The organism is Tissierella sp. P1, assembly GCF_002266425.1.
Classification (GTDB): Bacteria; Bacillota; Clostridia; order Tissierellales; family Tissierellaceae; genus Tissierella; species Tissierella carlieri.
Genome location: NZ_NPMN01000032.1, coordinates 1 through 15,964, shown reverse-complemented (window position 1 = coordinate 15,964; position 15,964 = coordinate 1). Strand labels below are relative to the sequence as shown.

General features: G+C 31.4%; 13 protein-coding genes. 4 read left to right on the top strand and 9 right to left on the bottom strand.

Going from position 1 to position 15,964, the window contains the following annotated elements; genetic code table 11:
* Positions 1-699 (bottom strand): response regulator YycF, encoded by a 699-nt coding sequence (gene yycF, locus CIW83_RS18060; RefSeq protein WP_094903808.1) that lies wholly within the window; start codon positions 697-699, stop codon positions 1-3.
* Positions 700-1,034: 335 nt separating this feature from the next.
* Here yycF and CIW83_RS18055 point away from each other — a divergent pair, with 335 nt between their 5' ends.
* Positions 1,035-3,719 (top strand): calcium-translocating P-type ATPase, SERCA-type, encoded by a 2,685-nt coding sequence (locus CIW83_RS18055; protein WP_094903806.1) that lies wholly within the window; start codon positions 1,035-1,037, stop codon positions 3,717-3,719.
* A gap of 318 nt (positions 3,720-4,037) precedes the next feature.
* On the top strand, positions 4,038-5,321 hold the full coding sequence (locus CIW83_RS18050) for a S8 family peptidase (protein ID WP_094903804.1): 1,284 nt from the start codon (positions 4,038-4,040) through the stop codon (positions 5,319-5,321).
* Positions 5,322-5,348: 27 nt separating this feature from the next.
* Here CIW83_RS18050 and CIW83_RS18045 read toward each other — a convergent pair whose 3' ends face one another.
* Entirely contained in the window at positions 5,349-6,800 is a 1,452-nt protein-coding gene (locus tag CIW83_RS18045; RefSeq protein WP_094903802.1) for a M23 family metallopeptidase, read from the bottom strand.
* A 343-nt stretch (positions 6,801-7,143) separates the two neighbouring features.
* Here CIW83_RS18045 and yyaC point away from each other — a divergent pair, with 343 nt between their 5' ends.
* A complete protein-coding gene (yyaC, locus tag CIW83_RS18040; protein ID WP_094903800.1) occupies positions 7,144-7,737 on the top strand; it encodes a spore protease YyaC in 594 nt (197 codons plus the stop codon).
* A 7-nt stretch (positions 7,738-7,744) separates the two neighbouring features.
* Here the strand turns inward: yyaC and CIW83_RS18035 are convergent, their stop codons facing one another.
* The 6 genes from CIW83_RS18035 to CIW83_RS18010 form a co-directional block, all read right to left on the bottom strand.
* Complete coding sequence (locus CIW83_RS18035) at positions 7,745-8,632, bottom strand: diacylglycerol kinase family protein (RefSeq protein WP_094903798.1); 888 nt, start codon at positions 8,630-8,632, stop codon at positions 7,745-7,747.
* A gap of 17 nt (positions 8,633-8,649) precedes the next feature.
* Positions 8,650-9,168: a DUF4446 family protein gene (locus CIW83_RS18030; RefSeq protein WP_094903796.1), complete on the bottom strand. Its 519-nt coding sequence runs from the start codon at positions 9,166-9,168 to the stop codon at positions 8,650-8,652.
* 14 nt (positions 9,169-9,182) lie between these two features.
* Positions 9,183-10,325, bottom strand: a complete 1,143-nt coding sequence (locus CIW83_RS18025) for an aminotransferase class V-fold PLP-dependent enzyme (RefSeq protein WP_094903794.1) — start codon at positions 10,323-10,325, stop codon at positions 9,183-9,185.
* 34 nt (positions 10,326-10,359) lie between these two features.
* Positions 10,360-12,084 (bottom strand): adenine deaminase, encoded by a 1,725-nt coding sequence (gene ade / locus CIW83_RS18020; RefSeq protein ID WP_094903792.1) that lies wholly within the window; start codon positions 12,082-12,084, stop codon positions 10,360-10,362.
* A gap of 107 nt (positions 12,085-12,191) precedes the next feature.
* On the bottom strand, positions 12,192-12,830 hold the full coding sequence (locus CIW83_RS18015) for a cyclodeaminase/cyclohydrolase family protein (RefSeq protein WP_094903790.1): 639 nt from the start codon (positions 12,828-12,830) through the stop codon (positions 12,192-12,194).
* A 106-nt stretch (positions 12,831-12,936) separates the two neighbouring features.
* Positions 12,937-14,283 carry a sodium:alanine symporter family protein gene (locus tag CIW83_RS18010; protein ID WP_094903788.1) on the bottom strand — a complete coding sequence of 449 codons (1,347 nt, stop codon included), beginning with the start codon at positions 14,281-14,283 and terminating at the stop codon, positions 12,937-12,939.
* A gap of 346 nt (positions 14,284-14,629) precedes the next feature.
* Between CIW83_RS18010 and CIW83_RS18005 the strand changes: the two genes are divergently transcribed.
* Entirely contained in the window at positions 14,630-14,959 is a 330-nt protein-coding gene (locus CIW83_RS18005) for a hypothetical protein (RefSeq protein WP_094903786.1), read from the top strand.
* Positions 14,960-15,200: 241 nt separating this feature from the next.
* Here the strand turns inward: CIW83_RS18005 and CIW83_RS18000 are convergent, their stop codons facing one another.
* Positions 15,201-15,956 carry a PhzF family phenazine biosynthesis protein gene (locus CIW83_RS18000; protein WP_094903784.1) on the bottom strand — a complete coding sequence of 252 codons (756 nt, stop codon included), beginning with the start codon at positions 15,954-15,956 and terminating at the stop codon, positions 15,201-15,203.
* Positions 15,957-15,964: the final 8 nt, after the last annotated feature.

Sequence of the window (15,964 nt, the reverse complement as noted above, 5' to 3'; positions counted from 1 at the left end):
TTACGCCCTCCTGAAGTAATAGCCTACACCTCTTTTAGTTAAAATATATTTAAAGTCTCCACTATTATCTTCTATTTTTTCTCTTAGCCTTCTAACAGTAACATCCACTGTTCTAATATCTCCATAATACTCATATCCCCATACTTCTTCCAGCAATTGTTCTCTGGAAAACACTTGGTTAGAACTAGAAGCTAAGAATTTAAGTAATTCATATTCTCTAAGTGTAAGCTCTACAATATTTCCATTTTTTTTAACTTCATATTTATTTAAATCTATTATTAAATCCTCTGAAGTAATCATAACACTCGTATCATTTGAGCTAGAAACATTAGAAAAATCAACCCTTCTTAGGTTGGCTTTTACTCTTGCAATTAACTCTCTCATACTAAAGGGCTTTGTAATATAGTCATCTGCCCCAAGTTCCAAGCCTAATACCTTGTCCACCTCTTCCTCTTTAGCAGTAAGCATTATAACTGGAAATTTATGATACATTCTAATCTCCCTTAGAACTTGAAATCCATCTTTTTTAGGCATCATAACATCTAAAATAACCAAATCTGGAATAACTCTACTAACAGCTTGCACACCTTCTTCGCCATCATAAGCTGTCTCTACACTATAACCTTCTTTTTCTAGGTTGAATTTTATTATATCTGCAATTGCCTTCTCGTCATCAATCACCAATATTTTATTATCCATATTGAATCACTCCAATTAACTATTTACATAATTATTCTTCTCTATTAGATTATCTAATAAAGAATATTCATTGTCAAATAAATATTGTGATTTGGATATTATTCACAATATTTATCTTGAACTTAAACCTATTTTACTGTATAATTATACTATTCGAAGGGGAGTAGCTTAAAAATTGTTAGTCGTCAATACGGATTTTCCCGGCTAACTACCTAGTAATCTTCAGGAAGCAAGACCTTTGGTTAAATTTCAGGATTTAACCAAGGGTCTTTTTTGTTTTATTTTATTTATAAGTGGTATACTAATTAATAAGATTTAGAAGGAAGGGGATATCTTTGAAAGAATGGTACAGAGAAAGTAAAGAAGAGTTGTTGTTGGACTTGGATACCAATATTAATTCTGGATTGACTAAAGATGAAGTGGATCTTAGACTGGAAAAGTATGGTCCTAATGATTTGAAGGAAGAGGATAAAAAAAGTTTTCTCTCTAAGGTTATAGCTCAGTTTTCAGATTTTCTTATTTTAATTTTAATAGGGGCTGCAGTCGTTTCATTTGCTGTTGGTGAATCAAAGGATGCTATAGTTATACTAGCCATAGTTATTGTCAATGCATTCTTAGGCATCTATCAGGAAGGCAGAGCTGAAAAAGCTTTAGATGCGCTTAAGAAAATGTCTTCACCTAATGCTAAAGTTATTAGAAACGGTAATTTAGTAATAGTTCCTGCTAATACTTTGGTGCCAGGAGATGTTGTATCCTTAGATGCAGGGGATATTATACCTGCAGACTTAAGACTTGTGGAAAGTTCCAATTTAAAAATTGAGGAAGCCTCCCTAACTGGTGAATCAGTACCAGTAGAAAAAGATAGTAATATAACTTTTGAAGATGAAGTATCTTTAGGTGATAGAAAAAATATGGCCTATATGAGCACTGCAATTACCTATGGTAGAGGAAAAGGTATTGTTGTAGGCACAGGTCATGATACAGAAATTGGAAAAATAGCTACTATGATTCAATCCTTTGAAGATGAAGTGACTCCTCTACAAAAACAATTAAATCAATTAGGGAAAGTACTAGGTCTTACTACAATATTTATTTGTATCGCTGTCTTCGGTATGGGACTTCTTCAGGGCAGAGAGGTTTTAGAAATGTTTATGGTTGCAATAAGTTTAGCAGTAGCAGCTATACCTGAGGGTCTGCCTGCAATTGTAACTATCGTATTAGCTATTGGTATGAATAGAATGGTTAAACGACATGCTATTGTAAAAAAACTTTTAGCAGTTGAAACCTTGGGTTCTACTACAATCATTTGTTCTGATAAAACTGGTACATTAACTCAAAATGAAATGACGGTAGTTAAAGTATTTACAGATGGAAAAATAATAGATGTAACTGGTGGAGGTTATGAGCCAACTGGAGATTTTAAGTTAGAAGGAGAAAATATAAAAGTAGAAGATATAGGTGATTTGCAAACACTCCTCTCCATATCTGCATTAGCTAATGATGCTGACTTAGAAAAAACATCTGATGGATATAAAGTTATTGGAGATCCTACAGAGGGTGCTCTAGTCACCTTGGCTGGTAAAGGTAATATTAATAAACATACAATTAATAATGAGTTTCCTCGAATAGAAGAAATACCTTTTGATTCAGATAGAAAAATGATGACCACATTTCATAAAGATTATATACCTAATAAAATTGTTTCCTTTACTAAAGGAGCTCCAGATATAATTATTAATAGATGTAATCGTATTAGTATAAATGGCAAGGTTATGGATCTTGATGATAATATGAAAGAAGAAGTATTAAAAGTAAATAGCTATTTTTCAAAAGATGCTTTAAGGGTTTTAGCCTTTGCCTATAAAGAATATAATGAATTACCAAAAGACATCTCCCCTGATTTAAATGAAGTAGACATGACCCTTATAGGATTGGTAGGTATGATAGACCCTGCAAGGCCAGAGGCTAAAGATGCTATAGCTAAATGTAAGGAAGCAGGTATACAGACTGTTATGATTACAGGAGATTATAAGGAAACTGCTTTCGCCATAGCAAAAGAACTTGGAATGGCAGAATCCATAGATGAAGCTATGATGGGAGAAGAATTGAATAAGATTTCCGATGAAGAACTAAGAGAAGTAGTAAAAGATGTAAAAGTCTATGCTAGAGTTTCACCAGAACATAAGGTAAGAATAGTAAGTGCACTAAAAGCTAATGGTGAGATAACTGCTATGACCGGCGACGGAGTAAATGATGCACTGGCTCTAAAGAGAGCTGATATTGGTGTATCAATGGGTATTACTGGTACAGATGTAGCTAAAAATACTGCAGAATTAATTTTAACTGATGATAATTTTGCATCTATTGTATCTGCTGTAGAAGAAGGTAGAATAATATATAGTAATATTAAGAAATTTGTTTTCTTCTTACTATCCTGCAATATAGGAGAGATATTTTTAGTCTTTACTAGTATACTGTTAAATTTACCAGTGCCTTTATTACCAATCCAGCTACTGTGGTTAAATTTAGTTACTGATAGTTTCCCTGCACTAGCTTTAGGAGTTGAAAAAGGCGATCCTGATATTATGAAGGTTTCTCCTAGAAACCCTAATGAACCTATTCTTACTAGAAATATGTTAGTAGGAATATTGCTACAGAGTTTAGCGGTTGGAGGAGCAGCTTTGCTTGCTTATAGATGGGGGCTTTCTACCTATGCAGATAATATAGATAAAGCAAGAACTATAACTTTTACAGCTTTAATAACAGCAGAATTATTAAGGGCTTACTCTAGTAGGTCTCAGAGATATACTTTATTTAAAATAGGATTTTTTACAAATAAAACCTTAGTATATGGAACTCTATTCTCATTTATTTTATTACTTGGAGTCCTATATATACCATTTATGCAACCAATATTTAATACCTTCTCTCTTGGTGTAAGGGACTGGGCTGCAATTTTAGAATATGCCTTTATTCCTTTAATCGTAGGTGAAGTTAGTAAATTATTTATTAAAAAATAGAAAAATCCCTATGAGATGATACCTCCTAAGTGACAATGTAATTAATTAAAATTACTTGCTCCACTTAAGGAGGTTTTTTCATTGGAAGTTGTATGAATTCTAGTAAAGAAACTAAAATAGAGCATGTGAAAAGTATCGACGTGGTGAGAATAACTTTATAATATATAAAAAATTTCTATTTAATCTTAGTTTAATCTTTGTCTAAATAAATTTTATAGAAGACTTCCATAATGTATTAATTTAAAATTAAAGTCTTCTATTCTTTTTGACACATTTTATTTTTTTGCAGCATAGAATAGACCAAGGAAGGTGGTAATAGTGAAAAAAATAATTAATACTAAACTTTGCCCTATTCTAAGTGCAAAAATAATGTCTCAATCCATGGAAGATGTGCCTGTAATCGTACAATTTAATAATAGTGGATCAAATCTAAAAAAGAATATCAATAATTTATCTAATAGAATCAAGACTAACTTACCTCTAATAGATGGATTTGCTGGGCTTATGTCTACTGAAACCATATATCGGATTGTAAATAGTCCAGAGGTAGATTACATCAGTTTTGACTCAAAGGTATACACGCTATTAGATATTGCAACTCCTACTATGGATGCATACTTTCCTCATGACAAAGGCTATGAAGGTAAAGGCATTACAGTAGCTGTAATCGATACAGGTGTAGCTCCTCATTATGATTTAACTAGACCTACTAATAGAATCGTTGGGTTTAAAGATATGATAAGTGGTAAAGAAATTCCATATGATGATAATGGTCATGGTACTCATGTAGCTGGAATTATTGCAGGAAATGGATTGTCCTCTAATGGGAAATATATGGGAGTAGCTCCTAAAGCCAATATATTGGGAATCAAAGCTTTAGATGAATATGGTGGAGGAAGCACTTCTGATATAATTGCAGCTATATCATATGTAGTAGAAACTAAGGACAAATATAATACAAAAATAATAAATATCTCTTTAGGTACTCCTGCGAATAACTCATGTGACAAAGATCCTTTATGTAAAGCTGTTGATATGGCTGTAAAAGCAGGATTAATAGTAATTGCTGCTGCAGGTAATAGTGGTCCTAAAGAAGGTACTATATTATCTCCAGGTATTAGTAGGAATGTTATAACTGTTGGAGCTGTTGATGATAAAAGAACTATAGATCCATCTGATGATACCATTGCTCCATTCTCTAGTCGCGGTCCAACTATAGAAGGTCTAATGAAACCTGATATAGTAGCTCCTGGAGTAAATATAAAATCTTTATCTAATACTAAATTAGATAGTTATGCTTCTCTAAGCGGTACATCTATGGCTACACCTTTAGTTTCAGGCTCCGTGGCACTTTTATTAAATAAGCATGGAAATCTTTCACCACAAGAAATAAGGGATAGGATTACAGCATCTTGTATAGATTTAAAAGAATCAAAAGAAAATCAAGGAGCGGGTATGTTGAACCTTAAAATGTTATTTGGAGATACAATAAATAAGATAGAAAATAATCAACAAGTAAATTCAATATTTGGTGAAAGTGAAATCTTTGAGAGTATATTAATATTATTAGTAATCGTTTTTCTATTAGACTCTAGATTCTAAAACAAATAGAGGAAGCGAAGGCTTCCTCTATTTTAAATAGTTACTTGGATTATAATTTTTTCCATTTTTTAAGACTTCAAAATGAAGATGTGATCCTGTGGATCTACCAGTATTTCCCACATTAGCTATATGTTGACCCTTATATACTTTATCTCCTACTTTTACCAGTATCTTACTACAATGAGCATATCTAGTCTTAAAACCATTTCCATGATCAATTTCAACTAAGTTACCAAAAGCACCTCTATATCCTGCATATACTACTTTACCTCCATCAGCAGCATTTATAGCTGTTCCCGTTTTTGCTGCAATATCAAGACCTCTATGCATCCTTCCATTTCTCATACCATATCTAGAAGAAATAGTTCCCCTAGTAGGCATTGAAAATGCGCCTGTTGCAACTGTTTTAGGAGGTTCTTTAGTACCTTTAATTATAACTTCTGTAGTAGGATTTTGAAGTATCTCTTCTTTCACAATCTCTTTCTCTACTAGAATACCATTATGCTTTACTTCATTTGCTACGACTTTTCTTTCACCATTAGCACCAGTTACCTTGGTTTTCTTCTCAGTTTTATACATCTTATCATTATATTCAAATTCTGTTTCATACTTTATTTTTTCAGTATACTCTACTTCTGCCACTGTAGCTACTGTAAGAACAGGTTTTGGTACAACTAATTTTACCTCATCGCCTATTTGTATCTTCTCTGGATTCTTATCTGGATTAGCAGATATTAAGTCATCAACAGATAAGTTATATATCTTTGCTATAGTCCAAAAACTTTCTCCTACTTCAACTGTATGAGTTTTTATCTCCTCTGAACTTGTCAATAAATAATTGTATAAATCTTCTACATTGCCGATTTTGTACAATGGCATCTCTTTTTTAGCTATTTCTACATTTTCAACTATCTTTATTTCTTTTATATTAGTATCTTCTTTGTTACTCTCTTCATAAGGCTGCTTTATTCTATTAATTATATCTTCAATTTCTTCTTTAGTCTTTAATGCCCCTACTTCCATATCATTGACTTTAAGTACATATCCATATACTAAAAAACTAATCTTTGACTTAATTTCTTTTTTCAATTCATCACTAGATGTTATTAGATCGTCTTTAGCTTTTACTTCCTGAAATTTAACATCCTTATCTAAAACTATATCTATATTATATGTACCTGCTAATTCTTTTTCTAGATTATCCATTATAGATAAAACTTCTTCTTGTTGCCTAATAGTACCTACTTTATCCTCACCAAGATAAACATCGAATGCTTTCAATCTAATTTGACTAGCTTTATATCCTGTAATACTTAAAGCTATTATAGATATAATCATTAATCCAGTTAGAACCATTTTCATATGTATGCTTTTAAAATTTATATTTTTAATTTGAATTTTCTTACCGCAATCAATAATTTTATTTATTTTTTTTCTTATATACTCTAAACTCATTCTTATATGATTGGGATTTTCCATATTGTACCCTCCTAGTCCAAGACTATCTAAATCACATTTGTAATCTGTTTGTAATCATTCTGTAACAATTATATCACAGATTATTTTTTTTTCAACTCTCTAGCATGTCTAATTAGTCTTATTATATTCTATTTGCCATAGTTTATACATCTACTAATATTCTAGTCATTTCAACGTATTTCTATATCATTTATTATGTTATAAAAATCATATTAAAAATATTAAAATTTCTTAATATTTTTTATTCTTATCAGTAAAAGTATTTATATTTATTTTAAGGTAATACTTCTAATATCCTTTTATCTTTAATACAAATAAATAATAAGAGAAATAGGAGGGTATAATGAACATATTTATAAAAAATAACTACATAGACTCATCTTCGCCTTTTGCTTTATCTAGATTTTCAAATCTAGTTTTCAAGTATTTGTCCGAAGAACATGAAAGAAACAGAGACTTAGTCATACTTTGTATTGGAACGGATAGATCTACAGGAGATGCTCTAGGTCCCCTAGTGGGGCATAAACTATCCCCAATAATAAAAAACTTTAAAGATGTGAGTCTAATAGGTACTTTAGAATATCCTATTCATGCTCAAAATCTGGAGGAAAATCTTGATAAGATAAATGAAAACCATAGAAACCCTTTTATAATTGCTGTAGATTCTTCTCTCGGTAAGCAAGATCGTATAGGATATTTATCGATTAAAAACTCTCCTTTAAGACCAGGAGCTGGTGTCAATAAAGTATTGCCTGCCGTAGGAGATATAGCAATTACTGGAATTGTAAATATTGGTGGAATGATGGAATTTATGGTATTACAAAATACTCGATTATCTTTAGTAATGAATATGGCTGATATTATATCAAAAAGTATTTATTTATCACTTTCTAGATTATATAGTGATAAGGATGAAAGTTATATATTAGAAAAGTAGCCGAAGGCTACTTTTCTTCACATAATACATTTAATTTTTTATCTTCCATAGAAAACACGATCTCTTTCATATCTGGAGCTATTTCTCCGTCTATATTTATATATATTTTATCTCTTGTCTCTACCTTAATAGTTTTTCCCTTATACATTTTAACATACTTCTTATATTTAATATGATTCCCTTTAAAAATAGTAGGAAATAAAAATAGTAGCTTTAATTTATTAATATTCGAAACTATACATATATCTAAGTATTCATCATCAACTTTTGCCATAGGTAAAATTTTCATTCCACCACCATAATATTTCCCATTGCCAACTGCCAACAATATTATCTTTTCTTCCATAATATTATCGTCTATAGTTATTTTCACTTTCTTTTTTTTGAAACTTAATAATGTATATATGACGCTGACAGCATAAGATATTCCACTCTTTATTACCGTCTTTATACTTTGATTATTTATTACAACTTCTGCATCAAACCCAACGCTAGCTATATTTAAAAAATTAGAATCATTAACACACCCGATATCTATATCTTTTTTTAGCCCCCTACATAAAGTTTCTAATGCCTCAACGGGCTCTGTTGATATACCTAAACTTTTCGCCATATCATTTCCTGTACCTCCGGGGACAATACCTAGGGTACCTTTACCTGTGTTAATTAATCCCCTAGCCACTTCATTTACAGTTCCATCTCCACCTACTGCAACTGTTATTTCATAGTTCTCTACACTGTCTTCTGCAATATTGATAGCCTCTTTAGGTCTTGTAGTTAACTTTATTTCATAATCTTTTTTATGCTTATTCATTATCTCCTTAATTAATGGAATAAGTCCCTTAGCCTTTCCTCCACCAGCAACAGGATTTATAATAAAAAGAATTTTACCCATCTGCAATTATCCCCCTATTAAAGAGTCTTTTCATTATATTCACCCATTACTGCTCTATCTATGGCTTGCATTTCCTCTACAGATAATGGATATATAGATTTGCCAAACTTAATTGGTTTTGCATAGCTAGTAGTATGTTCTCTGCCATAAATACTGGTGAGAACAAAGCCATTTTGGAACTTGTCCAATAATGCAATAGAAAAACTTAAATCTGACCCCATATCACCAAAGGCATTATACCTTACAAAGCCAACCTTTTGAATAGCAAAGGCTAGCTTTGTTTCAATACTTTTCATGTTTTCTTCTATATTATTCATATCTACACGAATATCTTTCAATTCTTCACCAGTTTTTATTAGAAGTTCTTCTACATTTACACCCTTTACACCTCTAGTAAACTCATTATATTTCTTTTTTATCTTTGATATTCTTATCTCAGCTATTAGATATAATACTACTAATACAAGTAATGCTGCAATAAGTCCTATCATAATCTCTATATTGTACGATGCCACAAAATCTCTTAGCTGAACCATATAACTTCTCCTCTCTATACTTCCTTGGCTATTTCCCTTAACGCTTTAATAGCAAATTCTATTTCTTCGTGGGTATTTTCATATCCAAAGCTAAATCTAACTACTCCTTGCTCAAAAGTTCCTATAGTCTTATGTGCTAAAGGAGCACAATGCAGTCCTGGTCTTACTGCAATATCATATTCTTCATCTAAAATATAACTTACTTCAGATGAGTCTGCATCTCCTATGTTTAAAGCAACGACTGGTGCGTGATAACCAGGTTCTAGACATCCGTAAAGCTTAATTCCATCTATTTTTGATGCTTCTTCAATAAAATGCTTTGTAAGACTTTCCTCTTTGTTTCTAATGTTTTCTATACCTTCTTCAAATATATATTTAATACCAGCACCAAGTCCTATTATACCAGGAGCATTTGGTGTACCAGATTCAAATTTATCTGGAACTACATCAGGTTGATCCAATGAATGGGAAATACTACCTGTACCGCCTTGAAAAATTTCAGCTAATTCTATACCATCTCTAATATAAAGCCCACCAGTACCTTGGGGTCCTAATAATCCTTTATGACCTGGGAAGGCAAGAAGGTCTATATTCATCTTTTCAACATCAATATCATAAACTCCAGCTGATTGGGCACCATCTACTAGATAAATTATTCCATGTTTTTTTGCAATCTTTCCAATAGTTTCAATATCCATTATATTTCCTGTCAAATTTGAGATATGAGTAGTTACAATCATTTTAGTTTCTGGTCTTATGCTCTCTTCAATATGTTTTGGATTGATTCTCCCCTTAGAATCTCCCTGTACTATGGTATTTGTAATCCCTAATTTTCCTAAAAAGGTGATAGGTCTTAAAACAGAATTATGTTCCATAGAGGTAGTGATCACATGATCACCTGGTTTTAAGGCTCCTTTTATAGCCATATTTAAACTTTCTGTACAATTAAATGTAAATATTACATCCATAGGATTTTTTATATTAAAGAGTTTACTAATTTGAGTCCTAGTATCAAATATTCCCCTACTTGCTTTTAATGCTTTTTTATGGCCTGACCTTCCTGGATTAGCACCATAGTCTATCATAACTTCCATTATAGTATCATAGACTATCTTTGGCTTTGGATAAGATGTTGCTGCATTATCGAAATATACCATAAAATCACTCCCATTTTCTAATCATCATTTTATATTAATCCTCATTATAAGCTTCAATAAAATCAAATTTTTCCACATCAAATAACCCCATATCTGTAAGCTTTAATTTGGGTATTACTGGTAGAGCCATAAATGCTAAGGTCATGAAAGGATCTATATTTTTATTTACCTTCAATTCCTCATAGGATATTTTCATCATTTCTTTTAAAGTAGAATTTGTTTCCTCGATAGGTTTAGATGTCATTATACCACCAATCTCTAGAGGCAAGCTTTTTAATACTTTTCCTTCAGATACAAGTGTGAGTCCTCCACCAATCCTTTTTATTTCTTCAATAGCTATTAAAATATCTTCATCATTATCTCCTATGATTATTATATTATGTGAATCATGACCTACTGTTGAACCTATAGCACCATTTTTTAAATTAAAATTCTCAATAAGTCCTACTCCTATATTACCTGTAGCTAAATGCCTTTCAATTACTACAAGTTTCAATATATCATCATTAGAAAAATCAAAATATCCATCTACTATATTTACTTTTTTTACTACTCTGTCGGTAACTAAACTATCTTCTATTACACCTATTATATTGGCCTTATTTGTTTTCATAGGAATTTGGATATCTTCTATCATTATATCTTTTATCTTTACAGATTCAGTCATATTTTCTGGCAAATATATTGCAGAATCGAACAAAGCCCTATTGTTCTCAGCTACTAATTTTCCACTTTTAAATACCTTTAATATATTTAAATCATCTAAATTATCTATTACTACTAAATCTGCCATATATCCTGGTGCTATGGCTCCCTTACCTTTTAGTCCATAACATTCCGATGGATTTAATGTAGCCATTCTAACTGCATCTACTGGATTAATGCCGGACTTTATTGCTAGCTTAATATTAAAATCTATACTACCTTCATTAATTAAATCATCAGGATGCTTATCATCAGTACAAAGCAAAAATCGTCTCAAGTTATCTTTATTTACTCCATGGACTATGTTTCTTAAGTCTCTTGCTGCCGAGCCTTCTCTAAGAAGGACATACATACCAAGCCTAATGCGATCTATTACTTCCTCTATAGTAGAGCATTCATGCTCTGTTTTTATTCCTGCAGCCACATATGCATTTAAATCTTTGTTACTGATCATAGGTCCATGACCGTCTATTATCATATCATTAAACAAAACTAATTTATCTAATACATTATCATCTGCAGATATAACTCCAGGATAATTCATCATTTCACCTAATCCAATTACATTATCTTCATCTATTAAATCTCTTAGCTCTTTAGCTTCTAATATAGCACCTGCATTTTCAAAATTTGTAGAAGGTACACAACTAGGTAACATTACTTGAACATCTAATGGAACATTTTTACTATCCTCAATTATATATTTTATCCCTTCTATACCTTTAACATTTGCTATTTCATGAGGGTCAGCTATAATTGTAGTTACTCCTCTAGGCACTATTACTTTAGCAAATTGAGAAGGAGATGACATAGATGATTCTATATGAACATGACTATCTATAAATCCAGGAGACAAATACTTACCTTCTAAATCTATTTCATTATCACCTTTATATTCTCCCATTCCTACTATCCTTCCATTATCAATAGCTACATCACCTTTAATTATTTCACCGCTGAAAACATTTATTATATTTGCATTTTTAAGTACCAGTTCCGAATTTTTAGCACCCTTAGCCTTAATTATGATATCCTTAAGTTGTTCCTTAAACATTCTGTTCCCCCCTAAGCTTTTAATAATGAAGACTTTTCTACTTATACTACTATTATACTACATTATTTTTATTATTACATAAAGAAAAAGAGAAGGTTTTCCTTCTCTTATCCTAATCTTTTGTATACTATATCCAATAATTTTTCTTTTAATTTCTTTCCTTCATTTAGAAGATTATTCACCTTAGCTGAAATCTCTTTCTTGAATTCTTCATCTTTAATGCTGCCTAGGTTAATAGTTACATTAAACAGGGCTCCTTCTAATCCTGAATAAGCTAATAATGTACCTACCCCAACATCTGTAATAGCATTTACATTTCCGTAATTAGCAAAAACTTCTTGTAGCTCTAATATTCTCAAGCATTTTTCAGCACATCTTAGAGGAACCTCTAAAGCTATCTTATATCCTTCTTGTATTGCTTTTGTTCTTGCTGCTTTTTCCTCATCAGTTTCTTTTGGAAGTTTAAAAGCTTCCATTACCTTGTCAAAGGCTTTTGTATCCTCGTCTACAATACTACTCAATTCTTCAACAAGTTTTTCAACTTCTTTTGAATTTTGAGCTATTTCTGACTTAATCTCATCTGAAAGCTCTTCATACGCTTTTTTACCAACTGTCAAATTGTTAACCATATTAGTAAGTGCTCCTCCGAGGCTACCTACCAAAGCTGCAACGCTTCCACCTCCTGGTGTAGGCTCTCCACTAGCTGTAGCAGCTATGTATTCCTTTAGGCTTTTGTCTATAAACATTTACATACACCTCCTAGTTGTATTTTACTATAAATGTTGAAAAAAGGGAACATCAATTGTTCCCTTTTCATAATCTTTATTTATTATATAATTATCTTATTTATTCTTATCTTTGTTGCTTTATAAATGTAGTATCATAATCCTTTAATATAGCAGATGCTTGTGGTGCTAATATTAAAAGACCTATTAAGTTAGGAATAACCATCAGACCATTAAACGTATCTGCCAAATCCCATACTAAATCAACTTTCATAAATGAACCTAGAATGATAAAGCCAAGTACTAAAATTCTATAAACATTTACAGCCTTAGGCCCAAATAAAAATTTGATATTTGCTTCTCCAAAGAAATACCATCCTATTATAGTAGTAAATGCAAAGAAGAATAAACTAATAGCTATAAATACTAATCCAAAACTACCAAGGCCTAGTTGAAATGCCTTTTGAGTCATTTCTATACCTGTAAGGCCTAGAGTATTAGCTCCTGTAACTAAGTTGATTAATGCTGTAACTGTACATATAACTAATGTATCTATTATAACTCCAACCATGGCAACCATACCTTGCTGTGCTGGATGATCTACCTTTGCAACTGCATGGGCATGTGGTGTTGAACCCATACCAGCCTCATTGGAGAATAATCCTCTTGCAATACCAAATCTAACAGCCTGCTTCATTGTAACCCCTAAAGCTCCACCTACTGCTGCCTGAGTAGTGAATGCACCTGTAAATATACTTTTAAATGCTGGCCCTATTGCAGAAGGATTTTTAAATATTATTACAAAACTACCTATGATATAAAGTAGAGCCATAAATGGTACTACTAACTCTGCAAAGCTAGCAATTCTACTCATACCACCTATTAGTATAAGAGCTACAAATATTGCAGTTGCAACTCCTATAATAACCTTATTAACTCCAAATGCTGCATTAACAGCAGTTGCTATTGAGTTTGATTGAACCATATTACCAACAAATCCTAATGCTATTATTATAGTAACAGCAAAAAATCCTGCCAAAAATTTACTTTTTACACCTTTTGATAGATAATAAGCTGGACCTCCTGTAACTTCATCGCCAGATCTATCTGCATATTTTTGCGCAAGTACGGCCTCTCCAAAATTAGTAGCCATACCTAGTATTGCAGATACCCACATCCAGAAAATAGCTCCTGGACCGCCTGCCGCTATAGCTGTTGCTACACCTGCTAGGTTACCTGTACCTACCTGTGCCGCTACTGCAGTAGCCAAAGCTTGGAAAGATGTCATTCCATCTGCATCAGCTTTTTTGTCCTTTTTAAATATTCCTCCAAAAGCCTGCTTAAATCCTGCTCCAACTTTACTGATTTGTGGGACTCCTAGTCTAAAAGTATAATAAATTCCTATAAACAACAAAGCATAAATTAAAAACTTTTCCCACAAAAATTCGTTTATTAAGGTAACAAACTCTTGCATTAAAACCTTCCTCCTCTTCTAGTATAATAAATTTTTATGACACAGTTCTTAGTATATCATTTCTCTATAGTTTTGTAAACTATATTTTGTTAATTTTTCTTCAAACATTGTAGCTTATTCTAATTCCTCTGTTTTATATTGCCTATTTTATATATAAATAATCCACTTTTTTGAATAAAAAAACAACCATTTTTTGGTTGATTCAAATTGTCAACATTTCTATATACCAATAGCTTTTTATTTAGAATTTAATTTTCCCTTAAAATATGCTACAATTAACATTATTGGGATAATATACATAACTAATAGCTATCCATAAAATTTATATAATTAGCGAGGGATTTAAATGAATAATGATATATCTAGTTATTTAGATAAGTTTGACAATCAAACAGTTCAAAGATTCTATTCAATACATGAACTTATCTTTGGCAGTACATCTAAAAAAATAGATGAAAAATTGTGGGCTAAGCTGCCTTCATATTATGTTGAAGATAGATTTATTCGCATTATACCATTTAAAGATCATATCAATATTGAAGCAAATGCTGTACCTTTTTATAAAGAAGAACTTTCTGAATATAAAATAACTCCTAAAGGTATGTTGCAAATTTTTCATAATCAACCAATTCCTATTAAATTACTAGAAGAGATATTTAAAAAAACCCTGGAATAACCAATTACTTGGATAAAACGTATAGATATTATTTATTTCCCTGTATTATTTTAAAAAATATAATCCCTGACGAATGAGTTGTCTAAATATGAAATTATGTTTTTTATCCTATGCTCGGTTTAACAGGTTTTGGAGTTTTAAGATATGAATTTTTATAAAATCAAATGGCTTTTCAATTTTAATGTAATCGAAAAGCCATAAGCCAATAATCTAAATCAACATTTATAGGCTGATTTTTATATCATATGGAGATCACTCCATTTATGACTATTTTAGCATTTCCCCCAATTTTAACCACTGACTTCTCATTCTTTTCTATAATTTCACAGTAAATAGTACTAGGTCTATTCATAGATTGACCTTGATAAGATATTATATTATTCTCTTCAATTAAATTGTTTTTCTTTAAAAAATAAATTAGAGCACCATTTGATGTTCCTGTAGCAGCTTCCTCATCAATCCCTACTAAAGGAGCAAAATTTCTCGTATATACAACGCTTGAATTTATTTCTGGTAAATGAAATGCATGTACACCAGTTACACCTAAATCTTGAGAAATCTTTGCTAAAGTTTGCATATCAACATCTAATTTATCTAATACTTCCTTTTTCTTTATAGGTAATATAATATCTGGGAGACCCGTAGAGATTATTTCTGGATATATTATATCATCTGATACCCCAACTTCATTTATATTAATCCCCATAGATTCAATTAAAGGAGATATATCACTAATTGAACCAATTTTCTTAGGAGTAGCTTGTTCCATAAATATTTTATCTACTTTACCATTTTTGAATATTATATCAACAGACAGTTTACCTGCTTTTGTATCTTGATAAACTGTTTTTACACCATCAGCAATGGACGTAATATATCCCATTTTTGCTAAAGTATAAAATGTTGCAATTGTAGCATGTCCACATAAATCTACTTCACAAACGGTCGTGAAAAATCTTACTGTAAATAAATCATCCTCTTGAAGTGAACAATGCAAGTCTCAGA

What these genes read in the sequence shown, in the direction of transcription:
- yycF (WP_094903808.1), bottom strand. Translation starts at nt 699, where the DNA reads ATGGATAATAAAATATTGGTGATTGATGACGAGAAGGCAATTGCAGAT.
- CIW83_RS18045 (WP_094903802.1), bottom strand. Translation starts at nt 6,800, where the DNA reads ATGGAAAATCCCAATCATATAAGAATGAGTTTAGAGTATATAAGAAAA.
- yyaC (WP_094903800.1), top strand. Translation starts at nt 7,144, where the DNA reads ATGAACATATTTATAAAAAATAACTACATAGACTCATCTTCGCCTTTT.
- CIW83_RS18035 (WP_094903798.1), bottom strand. Translation starts at nt 8,632, where the DNA reads ATGGGTAAAATTCTTTTTATTATAAATCCTGTTGCTGGTGGAGGAAAG.
- CIW83_RS18030 (WP_094903796.1), bottom strand. Translation starts at nt 9,168, where the DNA reads ATGGTTCAGCTAAGAGATTTTGTGGCATCGTACAATATAGAGATTATG.
- CIW83_RS18025 (WP_094903794.1), bottom strand. Translation starts at nt 10,325, where the DNA reads ATGGTATATTTCGATAATGCAGCAACATCTTATCCAAAGCCAAAGATA.
- ade (WP_094903792.1), bottom strand. Translation starts at nt 12,084, where the DNA reads ATGTTTAAGGAACAACTTAAGGATATCATAATTAAGGCTAAGGGTGCT.
- CIW83_RS18015 (WP_094903790.1), bottom strand. Translation starts at nt 12,830, where the DNA reads ATGTTTATAGACAAAAGCCTAAAGGAATACATAGCTGCTACAGCTAGT.
- CIW83_RS18010 (WP_094903788.1), bottom strand. Translation starts at nt 14,283, where the DNA reads ATGCAAGAGTTTGTTACCTTAATAAACGAATTTTTGTGGGAAAAGTTT.
- CIW83_RS18005 (WP_094903786.1), top strand. Translation starts at nt 14,630, where the DNA reads ATGAATAATGATATATCTAGTTATTTAGATAAGTTTGACAATCAAACA.